The sequence below is a fragment of the Mucilaginibacter gynuensis genome, from assembly GCF_039541195.1.
Classification (GTDB): domain Bacteria; phylum Bacteroidota; class Bacteroidia; order Sphingobacteriales; family Sphingobacteriaceae; genus Mucilaginibacter; species Mucilaginibacter gynuensis.
On the sequence record NZ_BAABFT010000004.1, the window covers coordinates 142,528 to 158,904 of the forward strand.

A 16,377-nucleotide genomic window follows, 5' to 3' on the forward strand; every position below is an offset into this window, starting at 1 on the left:
TGATTGTATGTATTTCACTGTCGCTTATTTCGCTTTGTTTTCCAGCCAGTTTTTGGCGTTAACGAAGGCGGCCATCCATGGGGTTACCTCGTCTTTGCGACCTTCGGGGTAGTTAGCCCAGTGCCATTGGAACAATGAACGCTCAATATGCGGCATCATTACGAGGTGCCTGCCGGTGGTGTCGCACATCATGGCGGTATTATATGCCGAACCATTCGGGCTTGCCGGGTAGCTTTCGTAAGCGTATTTGGCTACAATGTTGTATTGATCTTCGCTGTATGGTAAATGGAATTTACCCTCTCCGTGTGATACCCAAACACCCAGTGTGCTGCCTGCAAGGCCCGATAGCATTATCGAATTATTCTCTTGCACGGTTAACGATGTAAAGATGCTCTCGTGCTTGTGGCTGTCGTTATGCAGCATTTTTGGCTTATCGGCATGTGTTGGGTTAATAAGGCCCAGCTCAACAAAAAGCTGGCAACCATTACAAACGCCTACTGACAGGGTATCTTCGCGTTTAAAGAAATTCTCCAAAGCTATCTTAGCTTTCTCGTTATACAGGAACGCGCCTGCCCAGCCTTTAGCCGAACCCAGTACATCCGAATTGGAGAAACCACCAACCGCGCCGATGAATTGTATATCTTCCAAAGTTTCACGGCCCGATATTAAGTCGGTCATGTGTACGTCTTTCACATCAAAACCAGCAAGGTACATGGCGTTGGCCAGTTCCCTTTCGGAGTTGCTGCCCTTTTCGCGCAGTATGGCTGCTTTCGGGCGAGGTTTGCTCGCTTCAATAACCGGTTTTTTACCGTCAAAATCAGCCGGGAAAGTATATTTCAAAACCTGGTGTTTGTAGTTATCAAAACGTTCTTTGGCTTTAACCGGTCCGCTTTGTTTTTGATCGAGCAGGTATGAGGTGGTTGCCCATACATCGCGTAAATGATCGATATCAAAAGCCCATTCGCCGCCGGCGTTTTTAACTTTTAAAGCGGCTGATGAAGTAACGTTACCAATTTTATGGTAAGTTAAGTTATTAGCTTCCAACACAGCTTCAGCGGCAGCATCAGCCTGGAAAACGATCCCGATATTTTCGGCAAATAAGGTTTCGATAATATCCTGTGAACCCAATGAGGTCAGGTCGATCTCAGCACCCAGATCACGATCAGCAAAGCAAAGCTCTAACAGGGTAGTAATTAAACCGCCGCTGCCAATATCATGACCTGCCTGTATATGGCCTGCCTTAATTAATTGCTGTATAGTGTTAAATGTATTTTTAAATGCCGCGGCATCGGTAATATCAGGGGTTTCGGTACCTATTTTGTTCAGTATCTGCGCAAAGGAAGAACCGCCCAGTTTATAAGTATCGCCCGATAAATTGATGTAATAAATAGCGCCGCCGCTTTTGCGTAAAACAGGTTCAACAACCGCGGTAATATCATCGCAATGGCCGGCTGCCGATATAATAACCGTACCCGGTGCAATAACTTCGCCGTCTTTGTACTTCTGTTTCATCGATAAAGAATCTTTACCGGTAGGAATATTGATACCCAGGTCGATAGCGAAGGCCGAGCAGGCTTCAACCGCACGGTATAAGCGGGCATCTTCACCTTCATTTTTACAGGCCCACATCCAGTTGGCCGATAACGATACGCTGGTTAGGCCATCCTGCAAAGGTGCCCAAACAATGTTTGAAAGCGATTCGGCAATGGCATTACGGCTACCCGCTGCCGGGTTGATCAGTGCCGATAAAGGCGCATGACCTATTGAAGTGGCGATTCCATCTTTGCCCTGAAAATCAAGTGCCATAACACCCACATTGTTCAGCGGTAATTGCAGCGGGCCGGCACATTGTTGCTTGGCAACACGGCCGCCTACGCAACGGTCAACCTTATTTACCAGCCAATCTTTGCTGGCTACGGCTTCCAGTTGTAATACTTGTTCAAGATAAGTTGAAAGTAAAGCCGGATCGTAAGTTACAGGCTCGTATTGGCGCTCAATGGTGCTATCGTGCATTACCACTTTTGGCGAGCTGCCAAACATGTCTTCCATTTTCAGGTCCATTGGTTTGGCACCTGTAGTGGCCGATTCAAAGGTGAAGCGATGATCGCCGGTTACGTCACCAACGGTATACATCGGGGCTCGTTCGCGGTCGGCAATACGTTGTAGGGTGTCGATATTTTCCTGGCCTATCACCAAACCCATACGCTCCTGCGATTCGTTGCCGATAATTTCTTTGGCCGAAAGGGTAGGGTCGCCTACAGGTAATTTATCCAGGTCGATTTTACCACCGGTTTCTTCCACCAGTTCCGACAGGCAGTTCAGGTGACCACCCGCGCCATGATCATGGATAGAAATAATGGTGTTATGATCGCTCTCTACCAAACCACGAACGGCATTGGCTACCCTTTTTTGCATTTCGGGGTTTGAGCGTTGTATAGCGTTAAGCTCAATACCCGAGCCAAAGGCACCGGTATCGGCCGATGATACTGCCGCGCCACCCATACCAATACGGTAATTGTCGCCACCCAATATCACAATTTTATCATCAACCTGCGGGCTTGCTTTGGCGGCCTGGTCGGCTTTGCCATAACCAATACCACCGGCCTGCATAATTACCTTATCGTAACCCAATTTTCTTGAGTTTTCCTCGTGCTCAAAGGTGAGTACCGAGCCGGTAATGAGTGGCTGACCGAATTTGTTACCAAAATCAGACGCGCCGTTTGATGCTTTTATCAATATGTCAACAGGGGCTTGGTATAACCATTGGCGCTCTTGTACGCCGTTTTCCCATGGCCTGTCTTTCGCTAAGCGCGATAAGGCCGTCATGTACACAGCGGTACCGGCCAAAGGCAACGAGCCTTTACCGCCTGCCAGCCTGTCCCTTATTTCGCCGCCCGAACCGGTTGCCGCGCCGTTAAAAGGCTCAACAGTGGTTGGGAAGTTATGGGTTTCGGCTTTTAATGATATTACCGATTGAAAATCTTTTATTTCGTAGTAAGCAGGTACGTCGGCACGTTCAGGTGCAAATTGCTGTACTATCGGGCCCTTAACAAAGGCCACGTTATCTTTATAGGCCGAAACAATGCCGTTAGGATTAGTTTCGGATGTTTTGCGGATCAGTTTAAATAATGATACCGGTTGCTCTTCGCCATCAATAACAAATTTGCCGTTGAATATTTTGTGGCGGCAATGCTCGGAGTTTACCTGCGAAAAGCCGAATACTTCCGAGTCGGTAAGTTTACGACCCAGTTTGGTTGCCAGTTCGTTCAAATAAGTAACCTCTTCGTCGCTTAGGGATAAGCCTTCCTGTTTGTTGTAGGCCGCGATGTCTTCTATTTCAAGTATAGCTTCGGGCTGCAGGTTAATTGTATAAATATCCTGGTTAAGCTCTTTGTATTTTTGCGATAGCATAGGGTCGAAGCCCGAGAAATCGGCATCAACCTTAGTAAATTCTTCTATCCTCAAAATGCCGTGGATATCCATATTCTGGGTTATCTCTACCGCGTTGGTACTCCATGGCGTGATCATGGCAGCGCGCGGACCCACATAAAAGTCGTTTAATACACCGGCCTGCTCTAATTGAGCGCCCCCGAATAACCAGCTTAATTTTGAAATATCTGATGGTTGGAGCGATTGTTCCATCTGTACGGCAAATACGATACCTGCCTTATTTGAAAAGAAATAGATCATGGTACTAATTAAGGCGCAAAGGTACGGTAAAAAGTAATAAAATTACGCTGTAAAAGCGGGGAAATGTTAAGGCAATTTCATAATTGTTAACACTGGCTTTATTTAGCGCATTGAGGGCATAATTCGCTGAATTTGCAGTTGGTCTTAGCTGAAAAGAATACGCCACTCATTATAAAACCTACTGTGTGTACACAAGTTGGCGCTTTTATAATGCTCCGTAGGAGCTACCGATTTATAGCACCATATTACCTGTTTTTTTGCCCCTTTAGGGGCTACACATTCACAAAGGGTAACCCCTAAAGGGGTAAAATATACTTTTTACCTTGTCTACAAATCGGTAGCTCCTACGGAGCATCATCACGGATTTTGGAGAAAAAAATACGCCGCCTAATTATAAAGCAGCGTATTTTGATAGCCGATACACTTTATTATTTAGGTAGTCCCTGCATAAAGTTCAATATATCCGCGCCTATTTCTTTACTATGGGTTTCTAAAGCGAAATGGCCTGTGTTGTAAAATTTAACGGTGGCATTAGGGTCATCACGTTTGTAAGCTTCGGCACCGGCGGGTAAAAAGAAGGGATCGTTACTACCCCAAACCGCCAGCAATTTTGGTTTGTATTGGCGAAAGTAAGCCTGGAATTTTGGGTAGAGCGCAACGTTGGTGCGGTAATCTAACAAGATATCCATTTGTATATCCAGGTTACCCGGGCGATCTAAAAAGTATTGATCCATTGTGTAAGTCTCGGGCGCAATTAAAGTTGGGTCGCTTACCCCGTGAACGTACTGAAATAAGGTGGCTTCTTTTGATACGAACTGTTTTAGGGAAGCCCTGTTTTCTGCCGATGGATCTTGCCAGTACTTTTGTATCGGGTTCCAGCCGGTGCTTAGGCCTTCTTCATAAGCGTTGCCGTTTTGTGAGATAATGCCAGTTATCTTTTCGGGGTTGGCCAACGCCAGGCGGTAACCTGTAGGCGCACCGTAATCAAATACATATATGGCAAAGCGTTTAAGGCCTTTGGCATCAATAAACGCCTGCATGGTTTTGGCAAAGTTGTCAAAGGTATATTGAAATTGGGTATGATCGGGCGCGTCGGAAAAGCCGAAGCCGGGCAGGTCAGGCGCTAATACATGGTATTTTGTGCTCAAAATAGGTATCAGGTTCCGGAACATGTGCGATGAGGTTGGGTAGCCATGCAGCAGTAAAATAGTTGGTGCCCCGGCCTTGCCAGCCTCGCGATAAAATATGTTAAGGCCGTTTGCCTTAATGCTGTTGTAGTGAATTGCTGAAGTTTCCATTGTTGTTGATTTATTGGTTTGTGTTTGTTGCGCGTTTGCCTGTAGCCCGCTGATCAGCATGGCTGATATAGCGAGTACGGATATGCCGGCGTTGATGAGATTTTTCATTTTCTGTTTGTTTATGTCAAAATTAATCCCAATATTTAATTATTAAAAACGATTTAAAATGATGTTTTAAATCTTAAAAAATGATTGATTAAATTATTGCAGACAGGATATGAATACCAACGACCTTAAAATATTTGAAGCGGTAGCGGCACACGGCAGTTTTACCAAGGCTGCCGAGGCCACCTTTACCGTACAATCAAACGTAACGGCACGCATTAAAAGCCTGGAAGAGGAGTTTGGAGTAGAGTTGTTCACGCGTACATCGCGCAAGGTGGCGCTTACAACAGCGGGCGAAACGTTGATGCAGTATTGCAAAAAAATAAACCACCTGATTGATGAGGCAAAGTACGATATTAAAAATGCGGGGCAGATAATAGGTCAGTTAAAAATCGGCTGCATTGAAACCACCATGGCATTAAAAGCTCCCGAAATTATCAACTACTTTGCCGAAAACTACCCGGATGTCGATCTGGAATTCCGGTCGGCTATGCGGAGTACGCTGATCAGCGAGGTGTTGAATTTTAAGCTGGATGCGGCTTTTGTTTCGGCCCCGGTAAGCCAGCCCGAGCTGGATCAGATCCATATAAGGGATGAGCAACTGGTGATCGTATCATCGGCCCAAACGGCTAAAATAAGCGAGGTGCTTAATAAGCAACCGGTGAAAATTATAGTATTTGATCAGGGCTGCATATTCAGGGCAAGGCTGGAATCGTGGTTGAGCGCGAAGGGGATTATTAAATATAAAAGCATCGTGCTTAACTCATTGGAGGGCATTATCAATTTTGTGGAAGCCGGACTGGGCATTACTATTTTACCCGCCGAAGTTATGGAGCATTATTATGCAGGGCGCAAACTGATTGCTTTTCCGCTGAATAAAGAACTGGGCACCATGACCACCGTACTCATTTACCGCAAAGATGTACCACCTTCGCGGGCATTACAGGTTTTTGCAGATATGCATAAGGTGCAGGGCTAATCTTATTCGTGTTCAGTAATAACCGTTAATTTCAGGTTTGGATTCTTTAACGATGTTATAAGTTCTTCGGGGAGCGATTGGTCATGAGAGATCTCTTTCAGGTTTTTGAATTTTGCAATTGCTTCAATCAATCTTTTATCGTCGTTAAACTTAATATCCTCAAATATTAAATGTTGAACAGGCACATCTGTAATATCCTCCAAATGGTCTAATGTCACATGTCTGAAAATTAGTTCTTCAATGTTTTTGAAGTCGCTTATCCATTTTGAAATAGCAGCGTAGTCTTTTTTTATTAAGTCGGGCTTTGAGAAAGTTGGTTGAAAAATAAACCTCTTTAATTCGTAAATACGCTCAGTAATATTTGGAGGTAAAGCCACTTCCTGAAATTGCGGGGTAGTAAACATGGTATGTGGGATATCGCCCATTCCCAAGATAGTGCACACCGGGTTTAAAAAAAGTATTTTCCCTTTACCATCTAAAAAATTGGCATCAATGCCAATGCCTCCTCCTCCTTTTATTATTGATCTGGGGATTTCTTTCTGTGTGATATTCCGCATAAGCGTAAGTTAAAAAGAATAAAGTTAACCAACAAACACATTAAGCAGCATCACCCCACCCAAGCCCACCACGGCTATTAATGATTCCATGGCCGACCACGACTTGAAGGTATCCTTAATAGTAAGGTTAAAATACTCTTTATATAGCCAAAAGCCCGAATCGTTAACGTGTGAAAAGGCGAGGCTGCCTGCGCCAATGGAAAGTACCATCAGGTTAGGGTCTACATGGTTTTGCTGCATGGTAGCGCCTATAATACCCGCGGCGGTAAGCCCTGCAACAGTGGCCGAACCTAAACTCGCCCTGATGATGGCCGCTATCAACCAGCCGAGGATAAGCGGGTGCAGGTGCAGGTTTTGCAATTGCAGGCCTATCTCGTTACTCGCGCCGCTATCGGTCAATACCTGTTTAAACGAACCCGAACCACCTATAATGAGTAAAATAACGGCAATGTCTTTTATAGCATCAACATAAACAACGTTGAGCTGCTTCATGCTTTTGCCCTGTTTTATACCCAAAAAATAAGTAGCCACAGCAAGGGTGATCAGCATTACCATAGATGGCTCACCTATATAAGTCAGCCATTTTAACAGTTCAGGCGGGATGTTGGAAATGTAGGGTAAGGCGGCTGTCATCATGAGTAAAAGCACCGGCAGCAGTGCTATAAAAAAGCTTTTAAAAGCGCCGGGAAGTTTATCGGCGGGCATATCTTCCGGGCGAAAGGTGTCGAGTGGTTTTGAGGGAATCTTTTTTAACAGCTGCGCGAATAAAGGCCCCGCGATAATGATGGCCGGGATAGCGATCATCAATCCGTAAATAAGCGTTAGCCCCATATTGGCGTTAAACTGTACCACCAACGCGGCGGGCGAGGGGTGGGGCGGTAAAAAACCGTGCGTTACCGAAAGCGAGGCCAGCATAGGCAGGCCGATGTAAACCGCAGGCAATTTATACTTATATACTACAGAAAATATCAAAGGTACCATCAGTACAAAGCCGATACCATAAAACAGAGGGATCCCGATAATAAAACCCGCAAACACCAATGCCCATTGAATATATTTTTTACCCACGGCATTTACCAATACTTCGGCAATTTTTTGCGCCGCGCCGCTGGCGGCTATAAGCTTGCCCAGCATAGCCCCGAGGCAAATAATGATCACCAGCGATCCAAGCGTATCACCCAGTCCTTTTTGTATGGAGGCCATTAGCTTAAGCGGCGGAATTTTGAGCAGCAAACCCGCCGTTACCGATACGATAAGGAAGGCCAGGAAAGGGTTGATCTTAGCCCAGCTTACCAGCGCGATAAGCAAAATGATACAACATAAAATAATTAGTATCGCCATAGGTATTTGTAATAATTGGATTTACAGGCAGCTCTAATGTAACTATTATCCGCGTAAATTAAACGCGGTATAACCATTGCAAGTTAACATACCCGTATTTAAGTATGGCATTTATCACATAAAAATTACCATGGCTTTTTAACCTGAAAAGGCCCTTTTAATACTGCTGTTTTTTCCATTATACCCTGTTTCTACATAAAAAACTTTTAAATAAATCGAGGATAATTACGGTGTGATATTTATATATAATATTGATATATAGCTAATTGATTCAAAACAGGGTTTAAATTTTTTATATTATCAATAAAAAAAAGGCACTCCGCCTAAACGTTTACAAATTTTGTATCAACCAATTAATATTCTTAATGCAAAATCTGTTTAAAACAATGCGTAGATCTTTACTTGTTATCCTGGTAATTTTAGGTAGTACTTTTATGTTAAAAGCCCAGGTTATTACATCGCCCGACAAAAATCTTACACTTACTTTCGGGTTGCAAACCGGTGGCGTACCCACGTATCAGTTAACCTATAAAAAGAAGGACGTTATTAAAACCAGTAAGCTGGGTTTAGAAACTAAAGATGTTCCCTCGTTTTTAGATGGTTTTACCATCACCAAAACCGAGCAAAGCACCTTTGACGAAAGCTGGAACCCAGTTTGGGGCGAGCAAAAAACTATCCGTAACCATTATAACGAGTTGCTGGTAACCTTAAGCCAAAAGGCCGTTAAAGACAGGTTTATCCGCATCCGTTTCCGTTTGTTTAACGATGGTTTGGGTTTTAGGTACGAATTTCCGTCGCAGCCTAACCTCAATTACTTTATTATTAAGGAAGAGCATACGCAGTTTGCCTTAGCAGGCGACCATAAAGCGTTTTGGCTGCCCGGCGATTTTGATACGCAGGAGTACAGCACGGTAACGTCAAACCTATCTGAAGTTCGCGGTAAAATGAAAGCCGCTGTAACACCCAATGTATCGCAAACCACCTTTTCGCCAACCGGGCTGCAAACCCCGCTGATGATGAAAAGCAAGGATGGTTTGTACATCAATATACACGAAGCCGCGCTGGTTGATTACTCGTGCATGTCGTTAAACCTGGATGACAAGAACTTCGTGCTCGAATCATTTTTAACCCCCGATGCAATAGGTGATAAAGGCTACATGCAAGCGCCTACCCAATCACCTTGGCGTACCGTTATTGTGAGCGATAAAGCGGGCGACATCCTGTTATCAAAATTGGTATATAACCTGAACGAGCCTACTAAGTTTAAAGATGTATCGTGGATAAAACCCGTAAAATACATTGGCGTATGGTGGGAAATGATCACCGGTAAAAGCACTTGGGCCTATACCGACCTGGAGAATGTGCAGCTGGGCATTACCGATTACAGCAAAACCAAACCTAACGGTAAACATGGCGCCAATACAGCGCATGTAAAAGAATATATTGATTTCGCGGCCAAAAACGGTTTTGATGCCGTACTGGTTGAAGGCTGGAACGAAGGTTGGGAAGACTGGTTTGGCAAAACCAAAGACTATGTTTTTGATTTTGTAACCCCGTATCCCGATTTTGATGTGAAGGAACTGCACCGCTACGCGGCCTCAAAAGGTGTTAAAATTATTATGCACCACGAAACTTCAGGTTCGGTACGTAACTATGAGCGCCATTTAGATACCGCTTATAAATTTATGGTGGAGAATGGTTACAACGCTGTAAAAAGCGGCTATGTAGGGCAGATCATTCCGCGTGGCGAGCACCATTATGGCCAATGGCTGGTTAACCATTACCTGTATGCCATTACCAAGGCTGCCGATTATAAAATTATGGTGAACGCCCACGAAGCCATCAGGCCAACAGGTTTGGCACGTACTTATCCTAACCTGATTGGTAACGAAGCGGCACGTGGTACCGAGTACGAATCATTTGGCGGTAACAACCCCGATCATACTACTATTTTGCCTTTTACCAGGTTAGTTGGCGGGCCGATGGATTATACTCCCGGTATCTTCCAGACAAAAATAAACGCGTACAATCCGGATAATAATTCGTTTGTGCACACTACGCTGGTTAAGCAACTGGCGCTGTATGTAACCATGTACAGTCCGCTGCAAATGGCTGCCGACCTGCCCGAAACCTACAACAAGTTTTCGGACGCGTTTCAGTTTATTAAAGACGTAGCCGTTGATTGGGATGATACCTATATACTGGAAGCCGAACCCGGTGATTACATTACCATTGCCCGTAAAGCCAAAGGTAAAGACGAGTGGTATGTAGGCAGCGTGACCGACGAAAATGCCCGCACAGCGGTAGTTAAATTTGATTACCTACCCAAAGGTAAAACTTATGAAGCTACCATTTACGCCGATGGCAAGGATGCTGATTATGATAAAAATCCGCAAAGCTACACCATTCGTAAAATGAAGGTTACCTCAAAAACGGTACTGAAACAGGCTATAGCACCGGGTGGTGGTTTGGCTATCAGTATAAAATAATTTAGGCGAATGCCGGGTATTGATCAGCTTTAAGATATACAGTGAAAATGTGAGTTTGATTGGTATAACTGTATTGAATATCCCACTGATGTACCTGGCAAATTTGCCTTACTATAGAAAGCCCGAGGCCTATACCGCTTTGGGCTTTCTTGTTCTTTTTAAAACGGGTAAACAGCACCTCCTCCGCGAACGGCAGCGGTTCGCCCTCGTTTTTAAAGATCAGTTTATCTGCATTAAGGCTTACCGATAAAGCCGCGTCCGGACGGGTATTCTTCAGCATGTTCGATAACAGGTTCGATAGCATAATATTCACCAAATGCGGACTTGCCTTTGCGCTCACCTCGGCTACGTGCTGCTGCAATTGGAGTCCGCGGCTCAAAAACAATTCTTCCAGCTGACTGATAACATCATTAAGCGCAGCAGATAGCGACATTTCCTGCTGATCGGGAAAGCTGTCATGAGTGAGCTTGGCCAGCAATAATAAACCCTTGTTTACCTTGCTCAAGCGGGTGAGCGATCTTTTCGCGTCGCCAAGATAACCGACCGCTTCGTTGGGTAAAGGCAGCTGACTGATACTATCGAGCCGGGTTCTGATAATGCTGATAGGCGTTTGCAACTCGTGCGACGCGTTTTCGGAGAACTCCTGCAAGCCTTTGTATTCCTTACGTGCATGATCGGCAAAGCTGAGCATCACGGCGTTAAGCTCCTCAAACTCGTTGATGTTTGATTTGGTTAACACCAGCTCTTCGTTTTTAGCTACCGAAAAGTTTTTTAACAACTGCATGTTGGTGAAGAAGGGCTTCCATACTTTGCGGCTTATCAGGTAATTGACCACTGTTCCGGCTACTATGAGCAGTACAGCGAGCACAATAAAAATGGTAGTAATGGCCTTTAAATATTCATTCCAGCCTATGTAAGTAGTCATTACCGTTATGCGGTAATATTTGCCGTTGATCAGTTTAGATTGTGTGAGCATGTAATAATCTTCGCTCACGTTTTGCCGGGCATCGTGCATTACGGTATCGCTAAATACGGCATCGGTGCTTTTGCTTTTTTCGGGCTTTACCATCACCAGCGGAAAATTTACAGGGTTGCCTTTTTGTATTTCGGCAGTAACCATATCGTGCTGCAATTCCAGCTGTTCTTCTATCTCGGCAGATACATCACGCTTTAATAATGAAAAAAGCAGCACACAGGTGATGCTCAAAAGCGACATGCTTACCCATAAATAATGTAAACTGGTTTTGGTAAGCAGCTTCATGCAGTAAATTTATAGCCCATGCCGTATAAAGTTTTAATGTAATCTTTATTGGCCGCATTATTTAGTTTTTTACGCAGATTGGTAAGGTGTACATACACCGCGTCGAAATTATTTGATTGATCTACATGGTCGCCCCAAATATGTTCGGCAATGGCCGGTTTACTTACCACGCGGTTGCGGTTCACAATAAAATAGAGCAGTAGCTGATATTCTTTTTTTGTAAGCATGATCTCTTCATCATTAAACAGCAGTACTTTCGATTGCGGGTCTATAGTGAAATTATCAAACCTGATATTTCCTGTTCCCTTCAGCATTTTACGACGAAAAAGCGCGTATAAGCGTGCGCTAAGTTCTTCAAGATAGAAAGGTTTGGTGAGGTAATCGTCGGCACCCCGGTTTAAACCCTGCAGTTTATCATGTAACGAGTTTTTGGCTGATAATACAATGATACCGGTTTCTACATTTTGCTTAAGTATACCCGGTATCAACTCAATACCCGAACCGCCGGGCAGGGTAATATCAAGTATTACAACATCATAGGTATAATTATCTATTTTTTCGGCCGCGGTTGCGTAAGTATCGGCATGCTCTACCAAAAATCCCTGCGACGAAAAATATCCCACTATTTCGTCTGCCAGTACAGGCTCATCTTCTACAAGTAATACTTTCATCTTTAACGTACGGACATAATTTTTCAATAGGATTACGCCGGTTTATAACCAATGGTTGCCTGCAAAAAATAATTCAATACTATGTTTTGCCGGTTTGCTTGTACAAAAATACGTATTTAATCAGACTCAATAAAAATTAGAATGTGCCTGTTTTCTCCGGCATCCACATTGTTCATAAATCATATATAGTGGGCGGCATTGCCGAAAATAGAAAAGGTAGAGAACTATCAAATAGTAATTAACACGGAAAGGATCCCGCTATCGCGAACCGCACGGGAGGAATTGTTAAAGCGCTTAAATACCATCACTAACGAAGTTTGACGGTGTAAGCACCCCCATAAAACAAGGAAAGCCCGGGTCAACCGACCCGAGCTTTCCTAATAAAACAAACATTGACCGGAGCTAACGTTCCTCCAGTATTTTTATACCCCATGCGGGTATGGATAACTGTGTGCCCGAAGCGGTTTCGGTATCTGTCAATAACTCCTTACCTGCTTTGTGCGGGTAAGTAAATGTTTGCGCCTGCGCCGAATAATTAAAGTAATAATGGATGGTTTTGCCCTGCTGGTTTACACCCGATTTTACAATGAGCGGGAAGTGCAGCTGTTGATCGGCACCCCAAAGTCCGGCAGTTTTTACGGCGTTCTCCATTATTTTTTCGGTAAGTAGATCACCGGTCATGCAGCCTATGTAGGTAGCCACGCCCTTGCCGTAATTGTTTTGGGTAATGGCCGCGTACTTGCCCCAAACCGGGTGATCATAAGTGGCCAGCACTTTGGCGGTAGTAGGGGTAATCAGCTCCATCCATTTTTGTATGGTGTTGTTTTGCTTACCCACATTAAACGGATCGCCTTTTAACGATACATTTTCGGGGAAGGTAAACTGGCTGTAGCTGATACCACAGGCTTCGCTGATAATACCCGGTTGCTTAACCGAACGCACCTTTACATTCTCGTTTGAGTAGCCGCTTTTAAAGGTATACACAATATGGCCGCCGTTCTTTACAAACAGGTTAAGCCTTTGCAACAGGCTGTCGGGCGCGGCATATAGCGCGGGTACAACCAGCAACTTATAGTTTTCGAGCTTGCTGCTTGGGTCAACAAAATCAACACCAACATTGAGGCGGTAAAGCGCGTCGTACAAAGGGCGTAGTATATCGTTGTAATTTTCGGTACGGCCCCAGCCAAATGAGAACGCGTTGAAAGCCGTTAATGCTTCATTGCTGAACAGTACGGCAACCTTATTGGTCTTTTTCAGGTTGACCAGTTTATCGCTTAGCTTTTTAAAATCGGCACCAATGGTTTTGGCTTCGTCGTAGGTTGGGTTTGGTTCAAAATCCTGGCTCAGCAAACCTTTCCAATAAGTTTCTGCCGAATTATGGATGGAGTGCCAGTGCCAGTACGACAGCATGCTTGCACCCGAAGCCAGATGGCTGAACGCCTGTAAACGTAATTGCCCCGGATACGGCAGCCATTGCGGAAAGCCCTGTGCCTCGGTTTCGATCACCATATAGTTTTGGCCGTTCTTCATGGAGCGGGTCACATCACCGCCGAAAGAAATTTCGGTACCGGTAAGTTGATCCTGCGATGGGTGATAGATATCTACCCCGGCAATATCCATGGCTTTTGCTGCCGCGAAGTGGTCAACATCAGGCTGAATGCCGTACGAATAATTACGCCATTCAAAATCAAAGTTTTGGGTGATGAATTGCCCCGGTCGTTTGTATTCGCGAACAATGCCTGCCTGCCATGCCAGGTAATCGGTAACCAGTTTGCGTTGAAATTTGGCGAACTCCGAGGTTAGGCTGGCATTGATGCTGCCGTTAACCGACGGAAAATCGTCCCAACTATTGATGCGATTACTCCAGTAATTGAGGCCAAATGCTTTGTTCAGGCTATCCAAACTTGGATATTTTGCTTTCATGTACTCAACAAACTGCTTTTGTACATTGGGGCCGCTGGTACCGTAAGCTTTGGTTTCATTATCTACCTGGTAACCAATAATGGCCGGGTTATCCTTCACGTGCTCCATTATTTTGCGGATCACTTTTTCGGCATGCTCCCTGAAATGGATATTGGTGATATCCATGTTTTGCCTTGCGCCATACTGGTTTTGCCCCTTGGCGGTAATAGCCAGCACATCCGGATATTTTTTTGCCAGCCAGGTAGGTACGGCGTAGGTAGGCGTACCCACAATTACCCTGATGCCTGCTTTATGCATGGCGCTTAACACCCTGTCGATATGCGTAAAATCATACACATCTTCCTGCGGCTCAACTGTTCCCCAGGTTGATTCGGCAATGCGCACCACATTGATGCCCGCGGCTTGCATCATTTTTATATCCTTGTTCAGCCGTTCATAAGGCATATACTCATCGTAATAGGCTACACCAAATAATAGCTTATCGGGTTTGTACTGCGCGCTGACCTGCGTTACTACAGCAAAAAGCAATGCCAGCATGCCCCATAGCTTCAGCTGTTTTAAATGGAATATACTTTGCATAATACCGCTATTTAGTTTTTAATGTAAAAGGTATGGAACGAATCGGGTGCTAATTCAGGCTCCCAGGTTTTGCCGCCCGCGTTAATGCTGATCTTTTTGGCAGCTGTGCCCTCGTTATAAGCTACGATAACCATGCTCTTATCCGGGTTTTGAAAGGCCAGTAAGTTACCAAAGCTGCCATCGGTTTGCAGGCGGTAAGCGCCCGGTTGTATGTAATGGCTAAAGTGTTTCATTAAGTAATACTCGTAATTGTATTTATAGGTTTTGGCGGTGGTATCAACCGTTATTAACGAATTTTGGAACCAACCCCAGGTACTTTTGCCGCCGTTTTGCAAGGAGATGTTCCAGTACATGTAGGCATTGGCACCGTTGCTTAAATAGTGTTTCATCAGGCTCCATGTATAGGTGCAATACTTCCAGTCGTTAAGGCCGTTACCGCATTCCTGTTCAGATTGATAGAGTTTCAATGCCGGGTACTTTTGATGTATGGTAGCTATCGCATCCTTACCCGCCCATTGAAAGCCCGCACCCTTAATGTATTTGCCGCTTGCCGCGCTGCTGATCACCGTATCGGCCAGTTTAGGGTTGCCGCGCTCTACCGTGCCCATAAAAATATTCACGCCCAGCTTGTTCATTTCGGGGCCTAAATAGCTCACAAATTTCGATAGACCATCGGCCGTCCAAGTGCAGCTTGGGAACGTTTGCGGCGAGTTAAACTCGTTTTGCGGCATTACCATACCAATGTTGATGTTTTGCTTGCGGTAAGCTTTAATAAACTCGGCAAAATAATTGGCATAGCTTTTAAAATGCTGCTCATCCTGTATAAACATGTTGGTGCCTTCTTTTCCTTCTTGTCCCGGTTTTACGCCATTATCCAAACTGTCAAAATCAAAACGCAGATCCTGCCATGCCTTAACACCCGTTTTAGGGAAAGGTGCGCCCGCGTATTGCTTATTTACCTTCATCCACACCGGCGGCGACCACGGCGAAGCCCACAATTTCAGCTTCGGGTTTTGTTTAAGCGCGCTTTTAATGAACGGGATGAGTGTTTCTTCATCGTTGGCAATACTAAAATTGGTCAGCCCGAAATCGCCGTCGGTTTCATCGTAAGAGTACCACTTGCGTGCAAAATCGTTAGCGCCTATAGGCATGCGGCAAATATTAAAGTTGGCACCCGCGCCCGGCGAAAACAGTTCCTTAAAAATAGCCTGCTGATCTGCTGCCGGCAGTACGTTTAATGATGTCCAGCCGAGTTCGTTAAAGCATCCGCCCCAGCCGTCAATTACCTGTAACTTTTGGTTAGTAATAGTGGCATCAGCCGTTTTACCTGCCTTACCTGTCGGGATTTTATGCTGCACCTTCCAGTTTTCGGTAGCGCTTGAGGTAACCCATTCCATGGTTTGCGCGCCTGCATTGGCAGTGAGTAATTGCGCAATGCCAACGGTTGCCAGTGCGCGCGCTAAAAATTTCAATCGATTGCTCAT

Annotated in this window: 10 protein-coding genes; 2 read left to right on the plus strand and 8 right to left on the minus strand. The window is 44.9% G+C overall.

The window, feature by feature from the left end; translation table 11 throughout:
• Positions 1-24 precede the first annotated feature (24 nt).
• Both purL and ABD894_RS09755 read right to left on the minus strand, forming a co-directional pair.
• Positions 25-3,690, minus strand: a complete 3,666-nt coding sequence (purL, locus tag ABD894_RS09750) for a phosphoribosylformylglycinamidine synthase (RefSeq protein ID WP_345210830.1) — start codon at positions 3,688-3,690, stop codon at positions 25-27.
• A 428-nt stretch (positions 3,691-4,118) separates the two neighbouring features.
• Positions 4,119-5,096, minus strand: coding sequence for an alpha/beta fold hydrolase (locus tag ABD894_RS09755; protein WP_345210831.1), 978 nt, complete (start codon positions 5,094-5,096; stop codon positions 4,119-4,121).
• A gap of 109 nt (positions 5,097-5,205) precedes the next feature.
• On the opposite strand from ABD894_RS09755, the gene ABD894_RS09760 reads away from it, so the two are divergent.
• Entirely contained in the window at positions 5,206-6,072 is an 867-nt protein-coding gene (locus ABD894_RS09760) for a LysR family transcriptional regulator (RefSeq protein ID WP_345210832.1), read from the plus strand.
• 2 nt (positions 6,073-6,074) lie between these two features.
• Here the strand turns inward: ABD894_RS09760 and ABD894_RS09765 are convergent, their stop codons facing one another.
• Both ABD894_RS09765 and ABD894_RS09770 read right to left on the minus strand, forming a co-directional pair.
• On the minus strand, positions 6,075-6,629 hold the full coding sequence (locus tag ABD894_RS09765; RefSeq protein ID WP_345210833.1) for a hypothetical protein: 555 nt from the start codon (positions 6,627-6,629) through the stop codon (positions 6,075-6,077).
• A gap of 24 nt (positions 6,630-6,653) precedes the next feature.
• Entirely contained in the window at positions 6,654-7,970 is a 1,317-nt protein-coding gene (locus tag ABD894_RS09770) for a gluconate:H+ symporter (RefSeq protein WP_345210834.1), read from the minus strand.
• 386 nt (positions 7,971-8,356) lie between these two features.
• Here ABD894_RS09770 and ABD894_RS09775 point away from each other — a divergent pair, with 386 nt between their 5' ends.
• Positions 8,357-10,459, plus strand: coding sequence for a glycoside hydrolase family 97 protein (locus tag ABD894_RS09775; protein WP_345210835.1), 2,103 nt, complete (start codon positions 8,357-8,359; stop codon positions 10,457-10,459).
• Between the two features lies 1 nt (position 10,460).
• Here ABD894_RS09775 and ABD894_RS09780 read toward each other — a convergent pair whose 3' ends face one another.
• From ABD894_RS09780 to ABD894_RS09795, 4 genes are all read right to left on the minus strand, one after another.
• The gene (locus ABD894_RS09780) at positions 10,461-11,720 is read right to left on the minus strand and encodes a sensor histidine kinase (RefSeq protein WP_345210836.1); all 1,260 of its coding nucleotides are present in this window, start codon (positions 11,718-11,720) and stop codon (positions 10,461-10,463) included.
• Entirely contained in the window at positions 11,717-12,391 is a 675-nt protein-coding gene (locus tag ABD894_RS09785) for a response regulator transcription factor (protein WP_345210837.1), read from the minus strand. The genes ABD894_RS09780 and ABD894_RS09785 overlap by 4 nt, the downstream gene beginning before the upstream one ends.
• A 402-nt stretch (positions 12,392-12,793) precedes the next feature.
• Entirely contained in the window at positions 12,794-14,893 is a 2,100-nt protein-coding gene (locus ABD894_RS09790; protein WP_345210838.1) for a beta-galactosidase, read from the minus strand.
• Between the two features lie 11 nt (positions 14,894-14,904).
• Positions 14,905-16,377 carry a glycoside hydrolase family 30 protein gene (locus tag ABD894_RS09795; RefSeq protein ID WP_345210839.1) on the minus strand — a complete coding sequence of 491 codons (1,473 nt, stop codon included), beginning with the start codon at positions 16,375-16,377 and terminating at the stop codon, positions 14,905-14,907.

Coding starts and splice junctions, on each gene's coding strand:
- purL (WP_345210830.1), bottom strand. CDS start 3,690: ATGATCTATTTCTTTTCAAATAAGGCAGGTATCGTATTTGCCGTACAG.
- ABD894_RS09755 (WP_345210831.1), bottom strand. CDS start 5,096: ATGAAAAATCTCATCAACGCCGGCATATCCGTACTCGCTATATCAGCC.
- ABD894_RS09760 (WP_345210832.1), top strand. CDS start 5,206: ATGAATACCAACGACCTTAAAATATTTGAAGCGGTAGCGGCACACGGC.
- ABD894_RS09765 (WP_345210833.1), bottom strand. CDS start 6,629: ATGCGGAATATCACACAGAAAGAAATCCCCAGATCAATAATAAAAGGA.
- ABD894_RS09770 (WP_345210834.1), bottom strand. CDS start 7,970: ATGGCGATACTAATTATTTTATGTTGTATCATTTTGCTTATCGCGCTG.
- ABD894_RS09775 (WP_345210835.1), top strand. CDS start 8,357: ATGCGTAGATCTTTACTTGTTATCCTGGTAATTTTAGGTAGTACTTTT.
- ABD894_RS09780 (WP_345210836.1), bottom strand. CDS start 11,720: ATGAAGCTGCTTACCAAAACCAGTTTACATTATTTATGGGTAAGCATG.
- ABD894_RS09785 (WP_345210837.1), bottom strand. CDS start 12,391: ATGAAAGTATTACTTGTAGAAGATGAGCCTGTACTGGCAGACGAAATA.
- ABD894_RS09790 (WP_345210838.1), bottom strand. CDS start 14,893: ATGCAAAGTATATTCCATTTAAAACAGCTGAAGCTATGGGGCATGCTG.
- ABD894_RS09795 (WP_345210839.1), bottom strand. CDS start 16,377: ATGAGCAATCGATTGAAATTTTTAGCGCGCGCACTGGCAACCGTTGGC.